The sequence below is a fragment of the Thauera aromatica genome (assembly GCF_023093595.1).
Classification (GTDB): Bacteria; Pseudomonadota; Gammaproteobacteria; order Burkholderiales; family Rhodocyclaceae; genus Thauera; species Thauera aromatica_A.
Genome location: NZ_JALLIK010000090.1, coordinates 22,688 through 38,839 on the forward strand (window position 1 = coordinate 22,688; position 16,152 = coordinate 38,839).

14 protein-coding genes and 1 tRNA gene are annotated in these 16,152 nt (G+C 69.9%); 5 read left to right on the top strand and 10 right to left on the bottom strand.

What is annotated here, in order from left to right; genetic code table 11:
* Window positions 1-24 precede the first annotated feature (24 nt).
* From flhA to MXC99_RS05670, 5 genes are read left to right on the top strand one after another with little or no spacing between them, the layout of a single operon-like run.
* Window positions 25-2,082 (top strand): flagellar biosynthesis protein FlhA, encoded by a 2,058-nt coding sequence (gene flhA, locus MXC99_RS05650; RefSeq protein WP_247724566.1) that lies wholly within the window; start codon window positions 25-27, stop codon window positions 2,080-2,082.
* Window positions 2,079-4,385, top strand: a complete 2,307-nt coding sequence (flhF, locus tag MXC99_RS05655) for a flagellar biosynthesis protein FlhF (RefSeq protein WP_247724534.1) — start codon at window positions 2,079-2,081, stop codon at window positions 4,383-4,385. The genes flhA and flhF overlap by 4 nt, the downstream gene beginning before the upstream one ends.
* 2 nt (window positions 4,386-4,387) lie before the next feature.
* Window positions 4,388-5,026, top strand: a complete 639-nt coding sequence (locus MXC99_RS05660) for a hypothetical protein (RefSeq protein ID WP_247724535.1) — start codon at window positions 4,388-4,390, stop codon at window positions 5,024-5,026.
* Window positions 5,023-5,427, top strand: a complete 405-nt coding sequence (locus MXC99_RS05665) for a flagellar protein FlhE (RefSeq protein ID WP_247724536.1) — start codon at window positions 5,023-5,025, stop codon at window positions 5,425-5,427. The genes MXC99_RS05660 and MXC99_RS05665 overlap by 4 nt, the downstream gene beginning before the upstream one ends.
* A gap of 52 nt (window positions 5,428-5,479) precedes the next feature.
* Window positions 5,480-6,175 carry an RNA polymerase sigma factor FliA gene (locus MXC99_RS05670; protein ID WP_282100134.1) on the top strand — a complete coding sequence of 232 codons (696 nt, stop codon included), beginning with the start codon at window positions 5,480-5,482 and terminating at the stop codon, window positions 6,173-6,175.
* Between the two features lie 97 nt (window positions 6,176-6,272).
* On the opposite strand, the gene MXC99_RS05675 is transcribed toward MXC99_RS05670, so the two are convergent.
* The 10 genes from MXC99_RS05675 to MXC99_RS05720 form a co-directional block, all read right to left on the bottom strand.
* Window positions 6,273-7,898, bottom strand: coding sequence for an ABC-F family ATPase (locus MXC99_RS05675; RefSeq protein WP_282100135.1), 1,626 nt, complete (start codon window positions 7,896-7,898; stop codon window positions 6,273-6,275).
* A 123-nt stretch (window positions 7,899-8,021) separates the two neighbouring features.
* Entirely contained in the window at window positions 8,022-10,934 is a 2,913-nt protein-coding gene (locus MXC99_RS05680; RefSeq protein WP_247724537.1) for a transporter substrate-binding domain-containing diguanylate cyclase, read from the bottom strand.
* A 206-nt stretch (window positions 10,935-11,140) separates the two neighbouring features.
* Window positions 11,141-11,752 carry a glutathione S-transferase gene (locus tag MXC99_RS05685; RefSeq protein WP_247724538.1) on the bottom strand — a complete coding sequence of 204 codons (612 nt, stop codon included), beginning with the start codon at window positions 11,750-11,752 and terminating at the stop codon, window positions 11,141-11,143.
* Between the two features lie 57 nt (window positions 11,753-11,809).
* Entirely contained in the window at window positions 11,810-12,472 is a 663-nt protein-coding gene (locus MXC99_RS05690; protein ID WP_247724539.1) for an alpha/beta hydrolase, read from the bottom strand.
* Window positions 12,469-12,792: a (2Fe-2S) ferredoxin domain-containing protein gene (locus tag MXC99_RS05695; protein ID WP_247724540.1), complete on the bottom strand. Its 324-nt coding sequence runs from the start codon at window positions 12,790-12,792 to the stop codon at window positions 12,469-12,471. The genes MXC99_RS05690 and MXC99_RS05695 overlap by 4 nt, the downstream gene beginning before the upstream one ends.
* A 48-nt stretch (window positions 12,793-12,840) precedes the next feature.
* The gene (locus MXC99_RS05700; RefSeq protein ID WP_247724541.1) at window positions 12,841-13,941 is read right to left on the bottom strand and encodes a VanZ family protein; all 1,101 of its coding nucleotides are present in this window, start codon (window positions 13,939-13,941) and stop codon (window positions 12,841-12,843) included.
* A gap of 249 nt (window positions 13,942-14,190) precedes the next feature.
* Window positions 14,191-14,266, bottom strand: a tRNA-Lys gene (locus MXC99_RS05705).
* Window positions 14,267-14,362: 96 nt separating this feature from the next.
* Window positions 14,363-14,908: a crossover junction endodeoxyribonuclease RuvC gene (ruvC, locus tag MXC99_RS05710; protein WP_247724542.1), complete on the bottom strand. Its 546-nt coding sequence runs from the start codon at window positions 14,906-14,908 to the stop codon at window positions 14,363-14,365.
* A gap of 7 nt (window positions 14,909-14,915) precedes the next feature.
* Window positions 14,916-15,233, bottom strand: a complete 318-nt coding sequence (locus MXC99_RS05715; RefSeq protein ID WP_107219811.1) for a heavy metal-binding domain-containing protein — start codon at window positions 15,231-15,233, stop codon at window positions 14,916-14,918.
* Between the two features lie 29 nt (window positions 15,234-15,262).
* Window positions 15,263-16,150: a DMT family transporter gene (locus tag MXC99_RS05720; protein WP_247724543.1), complete on the bottom strand. Its 888-nt coding sequence runs from the start codon at window positions 16,148-16,150 to the stop codon at window positions 15,263-15,265.
* Window positions 16,151-16,152: the final 2 nt, after the last annotated feature.

A 16,152-nucleotide genomic window follows, 5' to 3' on the forward strand; every position in this document is an offset into this window, starting at 1 on the left:
GGGTTCGGCCAGCGCCTGGCGGCAATGGACTGGCGGGCGCTGATGCGCCTGAACCTGTTCGCCGGTCCGGTACTGATCATCTTGATCCTGTCGATGATGGTCCTGCCGCTGCCGCCGTTCGTGCTCGACCTGCTGTTCACCTTCAACATCGCGCTGTCGCTGATGGTGCTGATGGTGAGCATGTTCGCGCTGAAGCCGCTCGATTTCGCCGCCTTCCCCTCGGTGCTGCTGTTTACCACCTTGCTGCGCCTGTCGCTGAACGTGGCCTCCACCCGGGTCGTGCTCCTCGAAGGGCACAAGGGGGGCGACGCCGCGGGCAAGGTGATCGAGGCCTTCGGCCATTTTCTCGTCGGCGGCAACTTCGCCGTCGGCCTGGTGGTGTTCCTGATCCTGGTGATCATCAACTTCATGGTCATCACCAAGGGTGCGGGGCGGATTGCTGAAGTCAGCGCGCGCTTCACCCTCGATGCGATGCCCGGCAAGCAGATGGCGATCGACGCCGACCTCAACGCCGGCCTGATCGGCGAGGACGAGGCCCGCCGCCGCCGCGCCGAGATCGCGCAGGAGGCGGATTTCTACGGCTCGATGGACGGCGCCAGCAAGTTCGTGCGCGGCGACGCGGTGGCGGGCCTGCTGATCACCGTGGTCAACATTGTCGGCGGGCTGCTGATCGGCGTCCTCCAGCACGACCTCGATTTCGCCACCGCCGCGCACACCTATGTGCTGCTGGCGATCGGCGACGGCTTGGTGGCACAGATCCCGGCGCTGGTGATCTCGACCGCGGCGGGCGTGACCGTATCGCGCGCCAACACCGAGCAGGATGTCGGCCAGCAGATGATCAGCCAGCTGTTCGTCAATCCGCAGGTGCTGCTGCTGTCGGGCGGGGTGCTGGCGCTCCTCGGCCTGATTCCGGGGATGCCGAACCTGGTGTTCCTGCTGTTCGCCGCACTGCTGGCGGGGCTGGGCTGGGCCCTGCTGCACCGGCGCGCGCTCGCGCAGTCGGCACCGGCCGCGGAGGAGACTGCCGCGCCGGTGGCGAGCGAGGCGCCGGAGGCGAGCTGGGAGGACGTCCAGCTGGTCGACACCCTCGGCCTCGAAGTCGGCCACCGCCTGATTCCGCTGGTCGATCATCGCCAGCAGGGCGAACTGCTCGGGCGGATCAAGAGCGTACGCAAGAAGTTCGCCCAGGAACTGGGCTTCCTGCCGCCGGTGGTGCATATCCGCGACAATCTCGAACTCGGTCCGCACACCTACACGATCAGCCTCAAAGGGGCCGAGATCGGCCGTGCCGAAGTGTTCCCCGGCAAGTGGCTGGCGATCGACCCCGGCCAGGTGTCGGGAACGGTGGAAGGCACGGCCACCACCGACCCGGCCTTCGGCCTGCCGGCGGTGTGGATCGACGGCGGGCAGCGCGAGCATGCGCAGGTGTTCGGCTATACCGTGGTCGATGTGAGCACGGTGGTCGCCACCCACCTCAACCATCTGATGCATCTCCATGCCGCGGAGATGCTCGGCCGTGATGAGATGCGCAAGCTGCTCGACCGCCTCGGCGACGACTACAAGCCGCTGGTCGAAGAAGTGGTGCCCAAGCTGGTGCCGCTGACCGCGCTGCAGCGTATCTGCCAGAATCTGCTCGACGAGGAAGTCAGCATCCGCGATCTGGTCAGCATCCTCGACACCCTGGCGGCCGAAGCCGTGCAGCCGCAGGACGTGGAGTCGCTCACCGCGCAGGTGCGGATCGCGCTCGGACGTGCGATCGTGCAGCCCTGGTTCCCGGGGCGGGGCGAGATGCGCGTGATCGGCCTCGACGCGCGCCTGGAGCAGGTGCTGACCCAGGCGCTCGGCGGCAACGGTGCGCTCGAGCCCGGCCTGGCGGAGATCCTGCTCGAACAGACGCGCGAGGCACTGGCCCGCCAGGAAGTTGCCGGCGACCCGCCGGTGATGGTCGTCGCCCATGCGCTGCGCCCGCTGCTGGCGGGCTTCCTGCGCCGACGCCTGCGGCAGCTGGTAGTGTTGTCGCAGGCCGAAATTCCCGATGACCGCATCTTGCGGGTGACTACCGTAGTCGGAGCACGAGGATGAGTGTGAAACGTTTTGTCGGCGCCAACAGCCGTGAGGCGATGCGCCAGGTGCGCGCCGCCCTCGGTGATGACGCCCTGATCCTGTCGAACCGGCAGATCGAGCAAGGGGTGGAGATCATCGCCATCGCCGACCACGCCGCCGCCGCCCTCGGCGCGCGTGCGGTCAACGTTCCGCCGCCGCCGGCAGCGCCTGCGGCTGCCGGCGCGGAAGGGATGCGCGCGGCAGCCGCGCCGAGTGCGCGCGACTCCGCGGCGCCGTCCGTGCCGCCCTTTGCCCGCCCTCCGGCGTCTGCCGCCCCCGCCGCCGCCGAGCACGGACTGCAGACGATGAGCGCGATGAGCGAACGCCTGCTGCGCGAAATGCAGGAGATGCGCAGCCTGCTCGCCAGCACCCGCGGCGACCGCCCGCTGCGTGCCCGCGCATCGACCCTGCCGCTGGTCGAGCTGCTGCGGGGCGCCGGTTTCAGCGCCGCTCTGGCCGAAGAACTCGCCCACGGCGAGCCCGAGGAACTCGAAGCCGGCGCCGACGATGCCCGCCTCGAATGGATCGCGCGCAGTCTGCTCGCGCGCCTGCGCCGGCTCGAAGACGAAACCGCGTTCCCCGGCTCGAGCCGGGTCGTCGCCCTGGTCGGGCCGACCGGTGTCGGCAAGACCACCACCACGGCCAAGCTCGCCGCGCGCCTGGTGATGCGCCACGGCCCGGCCGGCGTGGCCCTGGTCAGCACCGACAGCTTCCGGATCGGGGCCCACGAGCAGCTGCGCATCTACTCCCGGCTGCTCGACGTGCCGATCCACGCACTCGACGCGGGGGCACCGGTCACCGAAGTGCTGACCGGACTGGTCGACCAGCGCCTGGTGCTGATCGATACCGTCGGCACCAGCCAGCGCGACCAGCGCGTCATCGAACAGAGCGCCCGCCTGCAGCAGGCCGGCATCGCGGTGCGCCTGGTGCTGCTGCTCAACGCCGCGGCCCAGCCGGAAACGCTGGAGGAAGTGATCGTGCGCTACCGCGAGGCGGCGCGCGCCGCGGGCGGCACGCTCGACGACTGCATCCTGACCAAACTCGACGAAGCGGGGCGGATCGGGCCGGTGCTCGATGCGCTGATGCGCCACGACCTGCGCCTGCTGTTCGTGTCCAGCGGGCAGCAGGTGCCCGAAGACCTGGCCCTGGCCGACGGCGCCGCGCTTGTGCGCCAGGCGCTGGTCCCCTGCACGGCGAGCGCGGCGCCGGCGGTGCCGGCCTACGAGCCGCCGGCACGCTGGGCGCTCGGCATCCTCGGCCAGGGGCGGCGGGTGAGCGCCATTCTCGGCGCGCTGCGCGAGCGCATCGGGGGGTTCCGCGAACTCGAAGCGGCCTGTGATCTTGCCGGTCTGCCGACGACGGTGCGCGAAGCGCGCCTGCGTCCGCTGTGCGAACAGGCCCTCGAACGGAGCGCGCCGGCCGGCATGCGCTGGATGGCGCGTACGCCGTTGGCCGGCTGCGACTGGGCAATGCCCGATATCGGTGTGGACGGCGAAGGCCACTGGATGGCCGCCGCGCTGCTCCAGCACCACGCCCCGGCGGGCCAGCTCGAGCGCCTGCGCTGGGCGCGGGAGTGCTTCGGAACGAGCGTCCATCTGCTGCCGGCGCTCCCCGACGGGGCCGCCTGGGCCTGGCTCGAGGACGGCGGGCACGAGTGGTCGAGCGCGGTCCGCGGCAGCCAGCGCGTCACCTACGGCGGCGAGCGCCATCCGCTCGCGCAGCTGCGTGCGCTCGCCTCCCCGGGGGGAGAATACCGTGTGCGGATGCGCTCGCGGCCGGTGCGGATGAGCCTCTCCCGGCTCGCCGTCGACGCCGTTCCGGGGGGGAGCCGGGGGGCGGTTGCCCGTCCCGCCTGCGCCTGGTTCGCCGAGCTGCGCGATGCCGACAGCGGCACCGCGCTCGGGCAGCGCTGCTGGATCACGCCCGACGTCGCTGAGGCGGTGGCGCTGCCCCTGCTCGCCGGCCAGCTCGACGGCGAAAGCCTGCCGCGGCTGACCCGTCACGCCTGGCAGCGCCTGCCGCAGCTGTGGCAGGTCGACACCGGGCGCGAGCTGCGCCTGCTGCTCGCCGCCGGGCTGGCGGCGGCGGCGGCCAGCCTGGAAGCGGCCGAAGGGCAATGGGCGATGGACCTGCGCGCCGAACTGCTGGGGCTGGCCGGAGGGCGGCGGCGGCGCACCGCGACCAACCTGCTCGAGGCCCTGCTTTATCTCGCCGCGGCCCGCGACAGCCTGCGCCAGGTCGCGATCGGTGCGCTCGAGGGCGAAGGCGGAGGCGGAGCGTAGCGATGCTGAGCGAAGCCTTGTCTTCACCTGCGCCAACGCCGTCTGCGAGCCCCGACCAGGCCGCCGGGCTGCGGCGCTGGATGGCCGCACTGGCGCCGGCAGGCGCGGGCAGCGGTGCGGAGGCGGATGAGTCTCCACGCTTGCCGCCGGTGGCGGAGCGGACCTCGGCGGCGCCCGCGGGCGAACCCGCACCAGGGTTTCCGCAGGCGTCGGTGGCCGCGCCCGGCTCGCCCACCCCGGCGGTCGCCGCTGCGCTGGAGACGGCGCCCTGTACGCTGATGGTGGTGGGGCTCGGCAGCGACCGTAGCGGGCGCGTGGGCGAAGTGCTGGAGGCGTGGGCGCGGGCGGGCAGCCGCTGGGTCGGCGATCCGGCGCGCTGGCGCATCGTCGCGGTCGATGCCGCCAGCCCCCACCTGGCGCCCTTGTGCGCGCAGCAGTCGCGCTGGGCGTTGTGGGTGGACGCGGATGTGGACGCTTTCCGCCGCGCCTACCGGGTGCTGCTGCAACTGGCCGCCGCGGACGGGCCGCGGCGGCTGCTGGCGCTGCATCCGCCGGGCTGGCCGCGGCGTGGCCTGCTCGCCAACCTGGAGCAGGTCGCGGCGTCCTTCCTCGGCGTCGAGCTGGTGGTGCTGGCCCGATGAAAAGACGGCTCGCGGGCGGCGTGTCGATGCTGTGCGCCGCGGGGGCCGCGCTCGGGGCGGCGGCTGCCGGCAGCTGGGTGGCGAATGCGCCGGGCGTGCCGGTTCCGGTTTCCGAGCGCACCGTGCGCTCGGCGGAGCTGCTGCCGCCACCCGGCGCGGCCGTCGAGGGGCGGCGTGTCGCCTCCGTGCATTGGCAGTATGCGCTGCCGCCGTCGGTCCGGGCGCGCGCCTGGCTGTGCCTCGCCGAGCGCTGCGTTGCGCTGCCCGGCGCACGCGGCACGAGCACGGCCTTTGCCGGTGCGGCGGCCGACAGTGGGTTCCATTTCCGCTTTGCGGCGGCTCCGGGTGCGCCCCAGGGGGTACGTGCGAGCCGCATGCAGGTGATTGTCAACTACCAGTGACGCGGCGGCCGCTCGCGAGGCCGGCCGCCCGACTCGATCCAGAATTCGATCCATGTATACCGCTCAGGGCAAGATCAATCAGGACGCACTGCTGGAGGAATACCTGCCGCTGGTGCGGCGCCAGGCGCTCGCGCTGCAGGTGCGCCTGCCGCCCAGCGTGGAGCTGAACGACCTGATCCAGGCCGGAGTGGTCGGGCTGATCGAGGCCCTCGGGCGCTACGACCCGACCCAGGGGGCGGGTTTCGCCACCTTCGCCAGCCAGCGCATCCGCGGCGCGATGGTCGACGAGCTGCGCAGCCGCGACTGGCTGCCGCGCAGCGTGCGGCGCAGCGCCCGCGCCCTCGACGAGGCGGTGCGGGCGCTCGAGCAGCGCCTCGGGCGCCCGGCGGGGGAGCTGGAAGTGGCGGCGGAGCTGGGGATTGAGCTGGAGACCTACCACCAGCTGCTGAGCGACACCAACAGCGGCCAGCTGCTGCCGCTCGACGAGCTGCTGCAGGCCGGGATGGAGCCGGTCGACGAGCGCAGCGAACTCGATGCGCCTTATTCCGCGCTGCTCGAGCGCGAGCAGCGCGAGCGCCTGATCGAGGCGATCGAGGCCCTGCCCGAGCGCGAGAAGCTGCTGATGGCGCTGTACTACCAGGAAGAGCTGAACCTGAAGGAGATCGGCGCCGTGCTCGGAGTTACCGAGTCGCGGGTGTGCCAGCTCCACAGCCAGGCGCTGGCCCGGCTGCGCGCGCGCCTGCGGTGAACGCGGGGCGCGCAAGGATCGCGCGGCAGCGGAGCCGCAGCGCGATCCTTGCGGCCGCCGGCGCCGCCTCGTTCGACTCTTCCCGCGCCCTTCCGGCTTACTCCAGGCCCTGGCTGGCGAGATATTCCTCGTAGGTCCCGCGGTAGTCGATGATCCGGTGGTCGAGCTTGATCTCGAGGATGCGCGTGGCCAGCGAGCTGACGAATTCGCGGTCGTGGGAGATGAAGATCAGCGTGCCGTTGAACTTGTCGAGGCCGGTGTTGAGCGACTCGATCGATTCCATGTCGAGGTGGTTGGTCGGCTCGTCCATCAGCAGCACGTTCGGGCGCGACAGCATCAGCTTGCCGAACAGCATCCGGCCCTGCTCGCCGCCGGAGATCACCTTCACCGACTTCTTGACCTCGTCGCCCGAGAACAGCAGGCGGCCGAGGGTGCCGCGCAGCAGGGTCTCGTTGTCCTCGCCGGTGGCGGCGGCGGTGATCCGCGAGTAGGGCGCGATCCAGTCGGTGAGGCTGACGTCCGCGGCGAAATCGGCCGAGTGGTCCTGGGCGTAGTAGCCCGGTTTGGCCTTCTCCGCCCATTTCACCGTGCCCTTCTGCGGCTGCAGCTCGCCCACCAGCAATTTGAGCAGCGTGGTCTTGCCGACCCCGTTCTCGCCGATGATGGCGACCTTCTCGCCGGCCTCGATGGCGATCGAGAAGCGGTTGATCAGCGGCTTTTCCATGCCCTCGTAGGCAAAGCTGAGGTTGTCGACTTCGCAGGCGAGGCGGTGCAGCTTGTCCTTCTCGTCGTAGTCGAAACGGATCCACGGGTACTGGCGCGACGAGGGCTTGACGTCCTCGGGCTTGAGCTTGTCGATCAGCTTGAGGCGGCTGGTGGCCTGCTTGGCCTTGGACTTGTTGGCCGAGAAGCGGCGGACGAAGGCCTGCAGTTCCTGGATCTTGTCCTTGGCGCGGGCGTTGGCGGCGGACTGGCGCTCGCGCGCCATCGTCGACGCTTCCATGTAGTCGTCGTAGTTACCGGGGTAGATGGTGATCGTGCCGTAGTCCAGGTCGGCCATGTGGGTGCACACCTGGTTCAGGAAGTGGCGGTCGTGCGAGATGATGACCATCGTGCAGTCGCGGTTGTTGAGCACGTCCTCGAGCCAGCGGATGGTGTTGATGTCGAGGTTGTTGGTCGGCTCGTCGAGCAGCAGGATCTCGGGGTTGGCGAACAGCGCCTGGCACAGCAGCACGCGCAGCTTCCAGCCCGGGGCGACCTCGCTCATCGGGCCGTTGTGCAGCTCGGTGCCGATGCCCACGCCGAGCAGCAGCTCGCCGGCGCGCGCTTCCGCCGTGTAGCCGTCGTACTCGCCGACCTTGCCTTCGAGCTCGGCGGCGTGCATGTAGTCGTCCTCGGTGGCCTCGGGGTTGGCGTAGATCGCGTCGCGCTCCTGGATCGCCGCCCATAGTTCCTCGTGGCCCATCATGACGACGTCGAGCACGCGCATGTCTTCATACGCGAACTGGTCCTGGCGCAGGTAGGCCATGCGCTCGTGCGGGTCCTTGGAGACGTTGCCGGCGGAAGGCTCGAGCGCACCGCACAGGATCTTCATGAAGGTCGACTTGCCGGCGCCGTTGGCGCCGATCAGGCCGTAACGGTTGCCGTCGCCGAACTTGACGGAGACGTTCTCGAACAGGGGCTTGGCCCCGAACTGCATGGTGATGTTGGCGGCGACGAGCACGGAGGATCCTGATTTTCTATCAAAACAAAGCCTTGCATTATAGCCAGGGCGGCCGGCTTTGTGCGGGGCGGATGCGTGCGATGGTCGTGGGCGGGGCGGGAAGAGAAAAAGTGGGGCGGGGGCTCAGCGCCGATCGACGATGATCCGGTCGCGCCCGCTGCGCTTGGCTTCGTACAAAGCCTGGTCGGCGCGCTTGAGGTAGTCCGCTGCGTACTCGGCCGCACTCGGGATGCCGATCGCGACGCCGGCGCTGATCGTGAAACCGATCCCCTGGCTGCCCGCCGGGACGCGCAGGGTGGCGATCTCGGCGTGGACGGCCTCGATCCGGGCGAGGGTGGCGTCGGCATCGGAGAAGGGCAGGAAGAGCACGAACTCCTCGCCGCCGAGACGGGCCAGGCGGTCGGTGTCGCGGCGGAAGTGGGTGCGCAGGCAGTCGGCCAGCAGGCGCAGGCACTCGTCGCCTGCCGGATGGCCCCAGGTGTCGTTGATGTGCTTGAAATGGTCGATGTCGATCATCACCACCGCGAAGCCGGTCCGGCTGCGCTGGCACCAGGCGAAGCCGGTGTCGAATTCGCGGTCGAAATACTTGCGGTTGCCCAGGCCGGTGAGGCCGTCGCTGAGGCTGTACTGTTCGAGTCGGGCGTTGGCTTCGGCGAGCTGGCGGTTGAGGGTGCCGAGCTTGCGGTTCCACAGCAGGAGTGCGACCAGTGCCAGCACGCCGATGCTCGCCCATTGCCAGAGCAGGCGGTAGTCCACTTTCTGTTCGACGGCGATGGCACGCCATTTCGATTCGATCCGGTGACGATCCTGGGTGCCGAGGGTGGCGATCAGCTTGCGGGCGATGGCGTGCAGTTCGGGGAGGTCGTTGCGGGTGGCGACCGACAGCGTGGCATCGCCGGGAATGCGCCCGAGGACCTTGATGTCGGCCAGCCCCAGTTCGTGCAGATGGTAGCCGGCCGAGTTCAGGTTGCTCAACAAGCCGTACAGGGCGCCGCGCTGGAGCCGGTGCAGGCCGTCGATCTCGCTGTCGACTTCGACGATATGGATCAGCGGGTAGCGTTCGCGCAGCCAGCGCAGGAGGGAATGGCCCCGCACCACGCCGACGTTGCGCCCGGCGAGCTGGTCCATGTCGTCGAGAAAGGGCGTTTCGATGCGCCCGAGCAGGATGTGGGGAACGGTGTAATAGGGATCGGTGAAGTTCAGGTAGGCGAGCCGCTCGGGGGTTTGCACGGCGAGCGTCAGCAGGTCGCAGCGGCGCTCGCGGATCGCCCCGAGCGCGTCGTTCCAGCTGGGAAGGGGGACGGTCTCGAAGCGCACCCCGGAGCGGGAGGCGAATAGGCCGAGGAAGTCTGCGGCCATGCCGCTGTGGTGGCCCCGGGCGTCGACGCCTTCGAACGGCATCCAGTTCGGTGAGGTGCACACCTTGAGCGTGTTCTGGCGCTCCTGCAAGAAGCTGCGCTCGCGGTCGTCGAAGGCGACGGGGGTGCCGTCCCCGCCGCCAGCGGCGGCCGGCAGCGCCGCGCCCAGCCAGCGATTGGCGATCGTGCGGTGCTCGGTCGGCGACAGGCTGGCGAGCGCGGCGTCGATGATCGCCGCCAGCGGCTCGAGCGCGGGGCGCACGCCGAAGCGCAAGTCCTCGCCGGCATGGCCTTCGAGCTCGAGTTCGCCGGCTACGTGGAGGGAGCTCAGGCCGAGGGTGCGGATCCAGTGCTGGCCGTTGTGCAGGGGGGACAGGACGGCATCGACGCTGCCTTCCGCGAGCGCGGTGAACATCGCCTGCTGGGACGAGAAGCCGAGCACGCTGTCGCCGAGGTGCGCGCGCAGAGCCTGCTCGTAGAACACGCCCGCAGTCACCGCGACCCGCATCCCGTGCAACTGCCCGGCCGAGGTCAGGCGGCGGGTGTGCTCGGTGCGCGTGAACACGACGTTCGGGATCCGGTGGTAGGGTGCGGTGAAGCGGGTGAAGCGGCGGCGTTCGGGCGTCTCCGAGATGTTGGCGATGAGGTCGATCTCGCCGCGCTGGAAGAGTTCGAGGAGGACCGGCCAGGTATCGACGACGGTGATCGTCTGCAGGCCGGTGAGATCCTGGACGCGGAGCAGCACATCCACCGCCAGCCCCTGCGTCCGGCCGTCGTCGGCGAAGCTGAAAGGCGGATAGTCGCGCGTGATCCCGACCCGCAGCGGCCCCAGGCCGCGCACATAGAGAGCCTGCTGCTCGCTGAGGCGGAAATCGCCGCCGGTTTCCGCCGGGCGACCGCCGAGTTCCTGCCAGCGGTGCTCGAGTTCGGCTAGGCGGCCGGGGACGATGGCGGCAACCGCGGCCGCCAGCCGGGCGTGCAGATCCGCGGCTCGAGGGGGAACGCCGATGCGGAAATCCTCGATCTCCAGTCCGCCCATCGGGATGCGTGCGGCGACGCCGATGTGGTTGAAACCGGCCTTGCGGGCGAGAAAACCGAGCGCCAGCTCGGGGCCGACGATGGCGTCGACCCAGCCGAAGGCGATCGCGCGCACCAGGTTGGGCAGGCCGTCGTATTCGACGAGCTCGATGCCGTGGTCGACGAGCGCGCTCTTGAAGTAGATGTCGCGCACGATGCCGACGCGAAACGGCTTGAGCCCGGCCAGATCGGTGATCGGCGGCAGTGGCCGGCGGGTGTCGTGCATGACGACGGTGTGGCGCAGGTGATAGGGCGCGGTGAAGCGGACCTGTGAGCTGCGCTCCTCGCGGTAGGAGATGCCGTCGATGGCGTCGATCTCGCCACGCAGGAACGCAGGGTAGAGCTCGGGCCAGCTGCCGGCGCGGTATTCGAAGCGCAGGCCCGCCTGGCGGGCGATTTCGTCGAGGACGTCGATCGAAAAGCCGACGACCCGGCCGTTCTCGACCCAGCTATAAGGCTCGTGGTCGGCGACGACGCCGATCGTCACCGTGGGCAGCGGTCCCGGGCGGGGTTCTGCGGCGATGGAAAGGCGGCCCGCCATGCACAGCATGAACAGGCACAGCGCCAGAAGGCGCAGGGCGGTCGGGGCGGAAGCGGGCATACGTTACGCGCGGGCGCGTGGAGGTCGACGATGAGGGCCGTGCCGGCGCGGCCCCGCAGGCGTTCCAGGTGGTGGAGGGGCGCAGGGGAATGCTTCGCCGCCTGTGCGCGGAACACGCGGCCCGGTTGTACGCCATTGCCATCAGGGTTTACTCTGATGGCGCCATTCTACACATTTGAAAGGCGGGAAGCGGCCGCGGTGCGCTTTCAGCCTGCCGGTGCCTGGGTCGTGGCGAAGCTGGCACGGGCGAACAGGCGCTCGGCGAACGGCTGCAGGCCGGGGTGGCGGCCGCGCCAGTCGAAGTCGGGGAAGCGCAGGTCGAGGTAGCCGAGGGCGGCGGCGACGGCGATGTCGCCGAGCTGCATCGTGTCACCGTTGAACCACGGGCGCTCGCCGAGGCGGCGCTCGAGTTCGCTCAGGCCGCGCTCGACCTTCCCGAACTGGTGGGCGATTTCGCGTTCGCTGCGCTCGCCGTCGGGGCGGCGGGATTCGAGCAGGGCGGCGACCGCGGCGTCGGCGACGCCGTCGGCGAGGGCTTCGGTCTGACGTACGCGCACGGCTTCGAGCGCGTCGGCGGGCAACAGCGCCGGTGCGGCGCCGAGGGTTTCGAGATAGCTGGCGATCACCGGGGAGTCGAAGAAGGCTTCGTCCGTGTCGGTGATCAGCACCGGCACCTTGCCCAGCGGATTGAGGCTGGGGATGCGGGTGTTGGCCTCCCAGGGGGAGTCGATGACGAGTTCGAAGGGGAGCGCCTTTTCCGCCAGGATGATGCGGATCTTGCGGGCGTAGGGACTGGTGAGCGAGGCGAGCAGCTTCATGGGGCGGGAGTCTCCGTGACGTGAGCGGGAGCCGGCGGGGGGGAAGGGGGAAGGGGGTCAGGCGTCGGTGCGGGGCACGGTGCGCGCGATGAGGTCGCGGATCACGTGCAGCTTGCCGTGGAAAAAGTGGTCGGCGCCGGGGACGACGGTGACCGGCCGCTCCTGCGGGCGGGCCCAGTCGAGCACGTTGGCGAGCGGTACGGTGTCGTCGTTTTCGCCGTGGATCAGTACTGCGGGCAGGGCGGCGGGCAGCGCCGGAGTCTCGTAGTGGCGTGCGCCGTCGGCGGCGGCGCCGGTGGCCATGCCCACCAGCACGAGCTGGCGGGGCGGGGCGATGTCGGCGGCGAGGCGGGCGGCGACCCGGGCCTGGACGAAGCCGCCGAAGGAGAACCCCCCCAGCGCCAGCGGCAGGCTGCCCCAGCGTGATTGCGCCCAGCTGATCACCGACAGCATGTCTTCGGTTTCGCCTTCGCCGTGATCGTGTTCGCCGGAGCTTTTACCGACGCCACGGAAGTTCGGGCGGATCACCGCGTAGCCGAGGTCGCGGAAGGCGCGCGCCAGAGTGTGCGCGACCTTGTTGGTGTTGGCGCCGCCGTAGAGCGGGTGGGGATGGCACACCAGGGCGATGCCTCCGACCGTTGTCGGGGCGTCGATCAGCACTTCGATGTCGCCGGCCGGGCCGCGCAGCAGGGCGGATTCGGTGGGGCGCGGACGGCTCATGCCGCCTCCTCGGGCAGGCGCAGGCGATCGACGATGTGGCCGCCGACGAGGTGGCGGTCGATGATCTCGTCGATGTCTTCCTGGTCGACGTAGGTGTACCAGACGTTGTCCGGGTACACCACCAGCACCGGGCCGTCGTCGCAGCGGCCGAGGCAGCCGGCCTTGTTGATGCGCACGCTGCCCTTGCCTTTCAGGCCGAGCGTGGCAGTGCGCTCCTTGGCATAGGTCTGCAACGCGCTGGCCTGGTGGTTGTTGCAGCAGGTCTCGCCGGCAGGGCGCTGGTTGCAGCAGAAGAAGACGTGGTGTTTGAAGTAGCTCATGCCGTTCCCCGGGGAGTTGGGCAGCGTGCGGGCGCTGCAGGTTTCCGATTATAGGCGGCGCTTGTGCCGGGAGGCGTTACCGCCGAGGTGTTCACCCCGCCACAGGCCCAGCGCCGACAGGTAAGCGAGGGCGAAAAAAGGCCACAGGCTGTCCACCAGGCGGGTCAGGCCGTGGAAATTGAGGAAGTTGCTGAAGCCGGCCAGCTGGCGTTCGTAGGGCAGGTAGGGGTTTTCGGGAATCAGGTTCACCAGGGCGGTGGCCACCAGCAGGCTGGTGCCGGCCAGCGCATGCTGGGCCAGGCGCGACAGCAGCAGACAGGGCAGCAGCAGGGCGAGCCCGATCACGAGGCCATGGCGCGCCCCGGGTGTGAGCCAGGCGAAGGGGGTGCCGGGGTCGAAGAATGACCAGGTCGCGAGCGTTTTCGCGCCCACGCCCAGCGCCAGCACCAGCAGCACCGGCAGCGGGTTCGGGCCGCGCGTCAGGCAGCGGGTGAAGAGTCCCACGGCCAGCAGCGAACTGGCGGTGAGCGCCGTATCGAACGCGATGAAACGTTCGGCGCTGAACGGCAGGGGAGCGGGTATGCCGAGCAGGCTGCGCAGATCGCCGCTGGTAAACAACAGATTGCTGGCGGTGAATTGGCCCAGCAGCCACAGGCCGAGCAGGACCATGCCGGTTTCGCCGGTGCACCCGCCGATCAGCGTGTGCGTCCGCCAGCGCTGCAGGCGGCCATGGGGGGCGAACACGGCCCCGCCCCAGCGGACGCCGGCCAGTGCGCCGATCAGGGCGCCGGCGATGTTGCCGCCGAGGTCGAGGTTGCTGGCGATGCGCGTGGGCAGGAAGTTCTGGGTGGTTTCCAGCCCCAGGCTGAGCAGGGCGGCGATCAGGGTGGCCGACGCCGCCCTGGAGGCCGCGTGCCACCTGGCCGGCAGGGCGGCGGCGAGGAGGAAGCCGAGCGGCAGATAGCCGAGGATATTGAAGAGAAAATCCTCGACGATGAAGTACTTCGGCCAGGGTGCCCACAGGTAGTCGAACAGCGGCAGCCCGCTGTCGCGCCAGCCCGCGAGCGGATGCAGGCAGGCATACACCAGCAGCAGCGCATAGGCGGGGGCGAGGGTACGGGCGAGAGAGGCGGATGCGGGGGCGGTCATGGCAAGGCACCGGTGGTGCGGAGCAGCCTCCGGTGGTCGATCGATGCGGAGGAAAGAGCTCCGGCCGGTTGCCTATTGTGCCAGCTCACCCGCGCGCAGCGACTATTCCGCGGCGTCAGCGCTCCCGAGGGGGCGGTGCGCCTGCCGCCTCAGCAACCGCCGCGTGGCTACGCCGCCCGGATTTGGCTACACCGCGCCAGAAAGCACTTAGGCCAACCCCGGAGGATTGGCCTAAGTGCTTGGATTCGGTGGTGGGGGCACTAGGACTCGAACCTAGGACCAATTGATTAAGAGTCAACTGCTCTACCAACTGAGCTATACCCCCGGTGCCTTGCGGCGGATCGGGGCGGTGCCCGATCAGGAAGGCGCGAATGATACCCGCACGGATCTTGCGGCGCAACCGTTTTGTCCGCTGCCGCGTTCAGCCCAGGAGGCGTCCTGCGCGGCGGCGGGTGCCTGTGTGTGCGCCCAGGCCGTGCGCGCCATGGGCATGGCAGATCGCGCAGGCGAGGGCGTCGGCGGCGTCGGGGCCCGGGCTGGCGTCGAGCGCGAGCAGGCGCTGCACCATGTGCTGGACCTGCTCCTTGGCCGCCTTGCCGTAGCCGACCACCGACTGCTTGACCTGGAGCGCGGTGTATTCGGCCACCGCCAGATCGCACGACACCGCGCCGCAGATCACTGCGCCGCGCGCCTGGCCCAGCAGCAGGGTGGATTGCGGATTGACGTTGACGAACACCTTTTCCACCGCGACCACGTCGGGCTGCCAGGTGGCGATCACTTCGCGCACGCCGTCGAGCAGCGTCTTCAGGCGGCCGGGAAGTTCGCCGTCGGCGGTCCGGATGCAGCCGCTGGCGACGTAGCGCAGCTGGCTGCCGAACTGGTCGATGAGGCCGAAGCCGGTGATCCGCAATCCGGGGTCGAGGCCGAGGATGCGGGTGGCGACAGTCGCGGTGGCGGTGCTGCCCACCTTCGCTTCAGACCTGCACCGCGGTGCCGCTGACGCACACCATCAGCATGCCGTTGTCGGCGCCGAGGACTTCGTAGTCGACGTCGATGCCGATGATGGCATTGGCACCGAGGCGGCCGGCTTCGGCCTGCATTTCCTCGATGGCGATGCGGCGGGCGTCGGCGAGGGTGCGTTCGTAGGCGCCGGCGCGGCCGCCGACGACGTTGCGGATGGAGGCGAACAGGTCCTTGAAGAGGTTGGCGCCGATGATCGCTTCGCCATTGACCACGCCGAGGTACTGGCGGACGGGCTTGCCGTCGAGGGTGGAGGTGGTGGACATCAGCATGGCGTTCTCCGGGAAGACAAAATCCGATTCTAGCCCTTGCGCGCCAGCCACACGCCCGACACCGCGATCGCCATGCCGGCGAGGGCGATGCCGTGCAGGGTCTCGCCGAACATCGCCCAGGCGATCAGCGCGGTGGTGGGCGGGGTGAGGTAGAACAGGCTGGCGACGTTGACCGCGCTGCCGCTGCGGATCAGCAGGTTGAGCAGGCTGATCGCGCCCAGCGACAGCACCAGCACCAGCCAGGCGAGGGCGAAGATGAAGTCGCTGCTCCAGTCGATGTGCAGGGTTTCGGTGCGGCTGGCGACGAGGGCGGTGACGAGCAGGCTGGGCAGGAACTGCACCACCGAACCGGTGCGCAGGTCGAAGCGCGGGCAGAAGCGCTTCTGGTACAGGGTGCCGGCGGTGATGCCGAACAGCGCGGCGAAGGCCGGTTCGAGCATGCGCATCAGCTGCTCCGGCGCCATGCCGTCTACCGAGGTCTTGCTGCCGACGACCAGGGCGACGCCGACAAAGCCGAGCGCCAGCCCGGTCCACTGCCGCGCCGACACCCGCTCGCCGAGCAACAGGCCGGCGCCGGCGGCGGTGAGCAGGGGCTGCATGCCGACCACCAGCGCCGACACTCCGGCGGGCAGGCCGCGGTGGATCGACATGAACACGCCGCCAAGGTACACCGCATGCACGAGCAGGCCGGTGATGCCGATGTGCATCGCCTCGCGCGGGCTCGCCGGCCACGGCGCGCGCATCGCCAGCGCCAGCATCGTCATCAGCGCGATCACCAGGGCGTAGCGGGTGGCGAGGAAGGTCAGCGGCTCGGCATAGGGCAGACCGTACTTGGCGCCGATGAAGCCGGTGCTCCACAGCAGCACGAACAGGAGCGGCATGAAGCGTTGGGTCAGGGGCGAGGTCGTGATGGGCATCG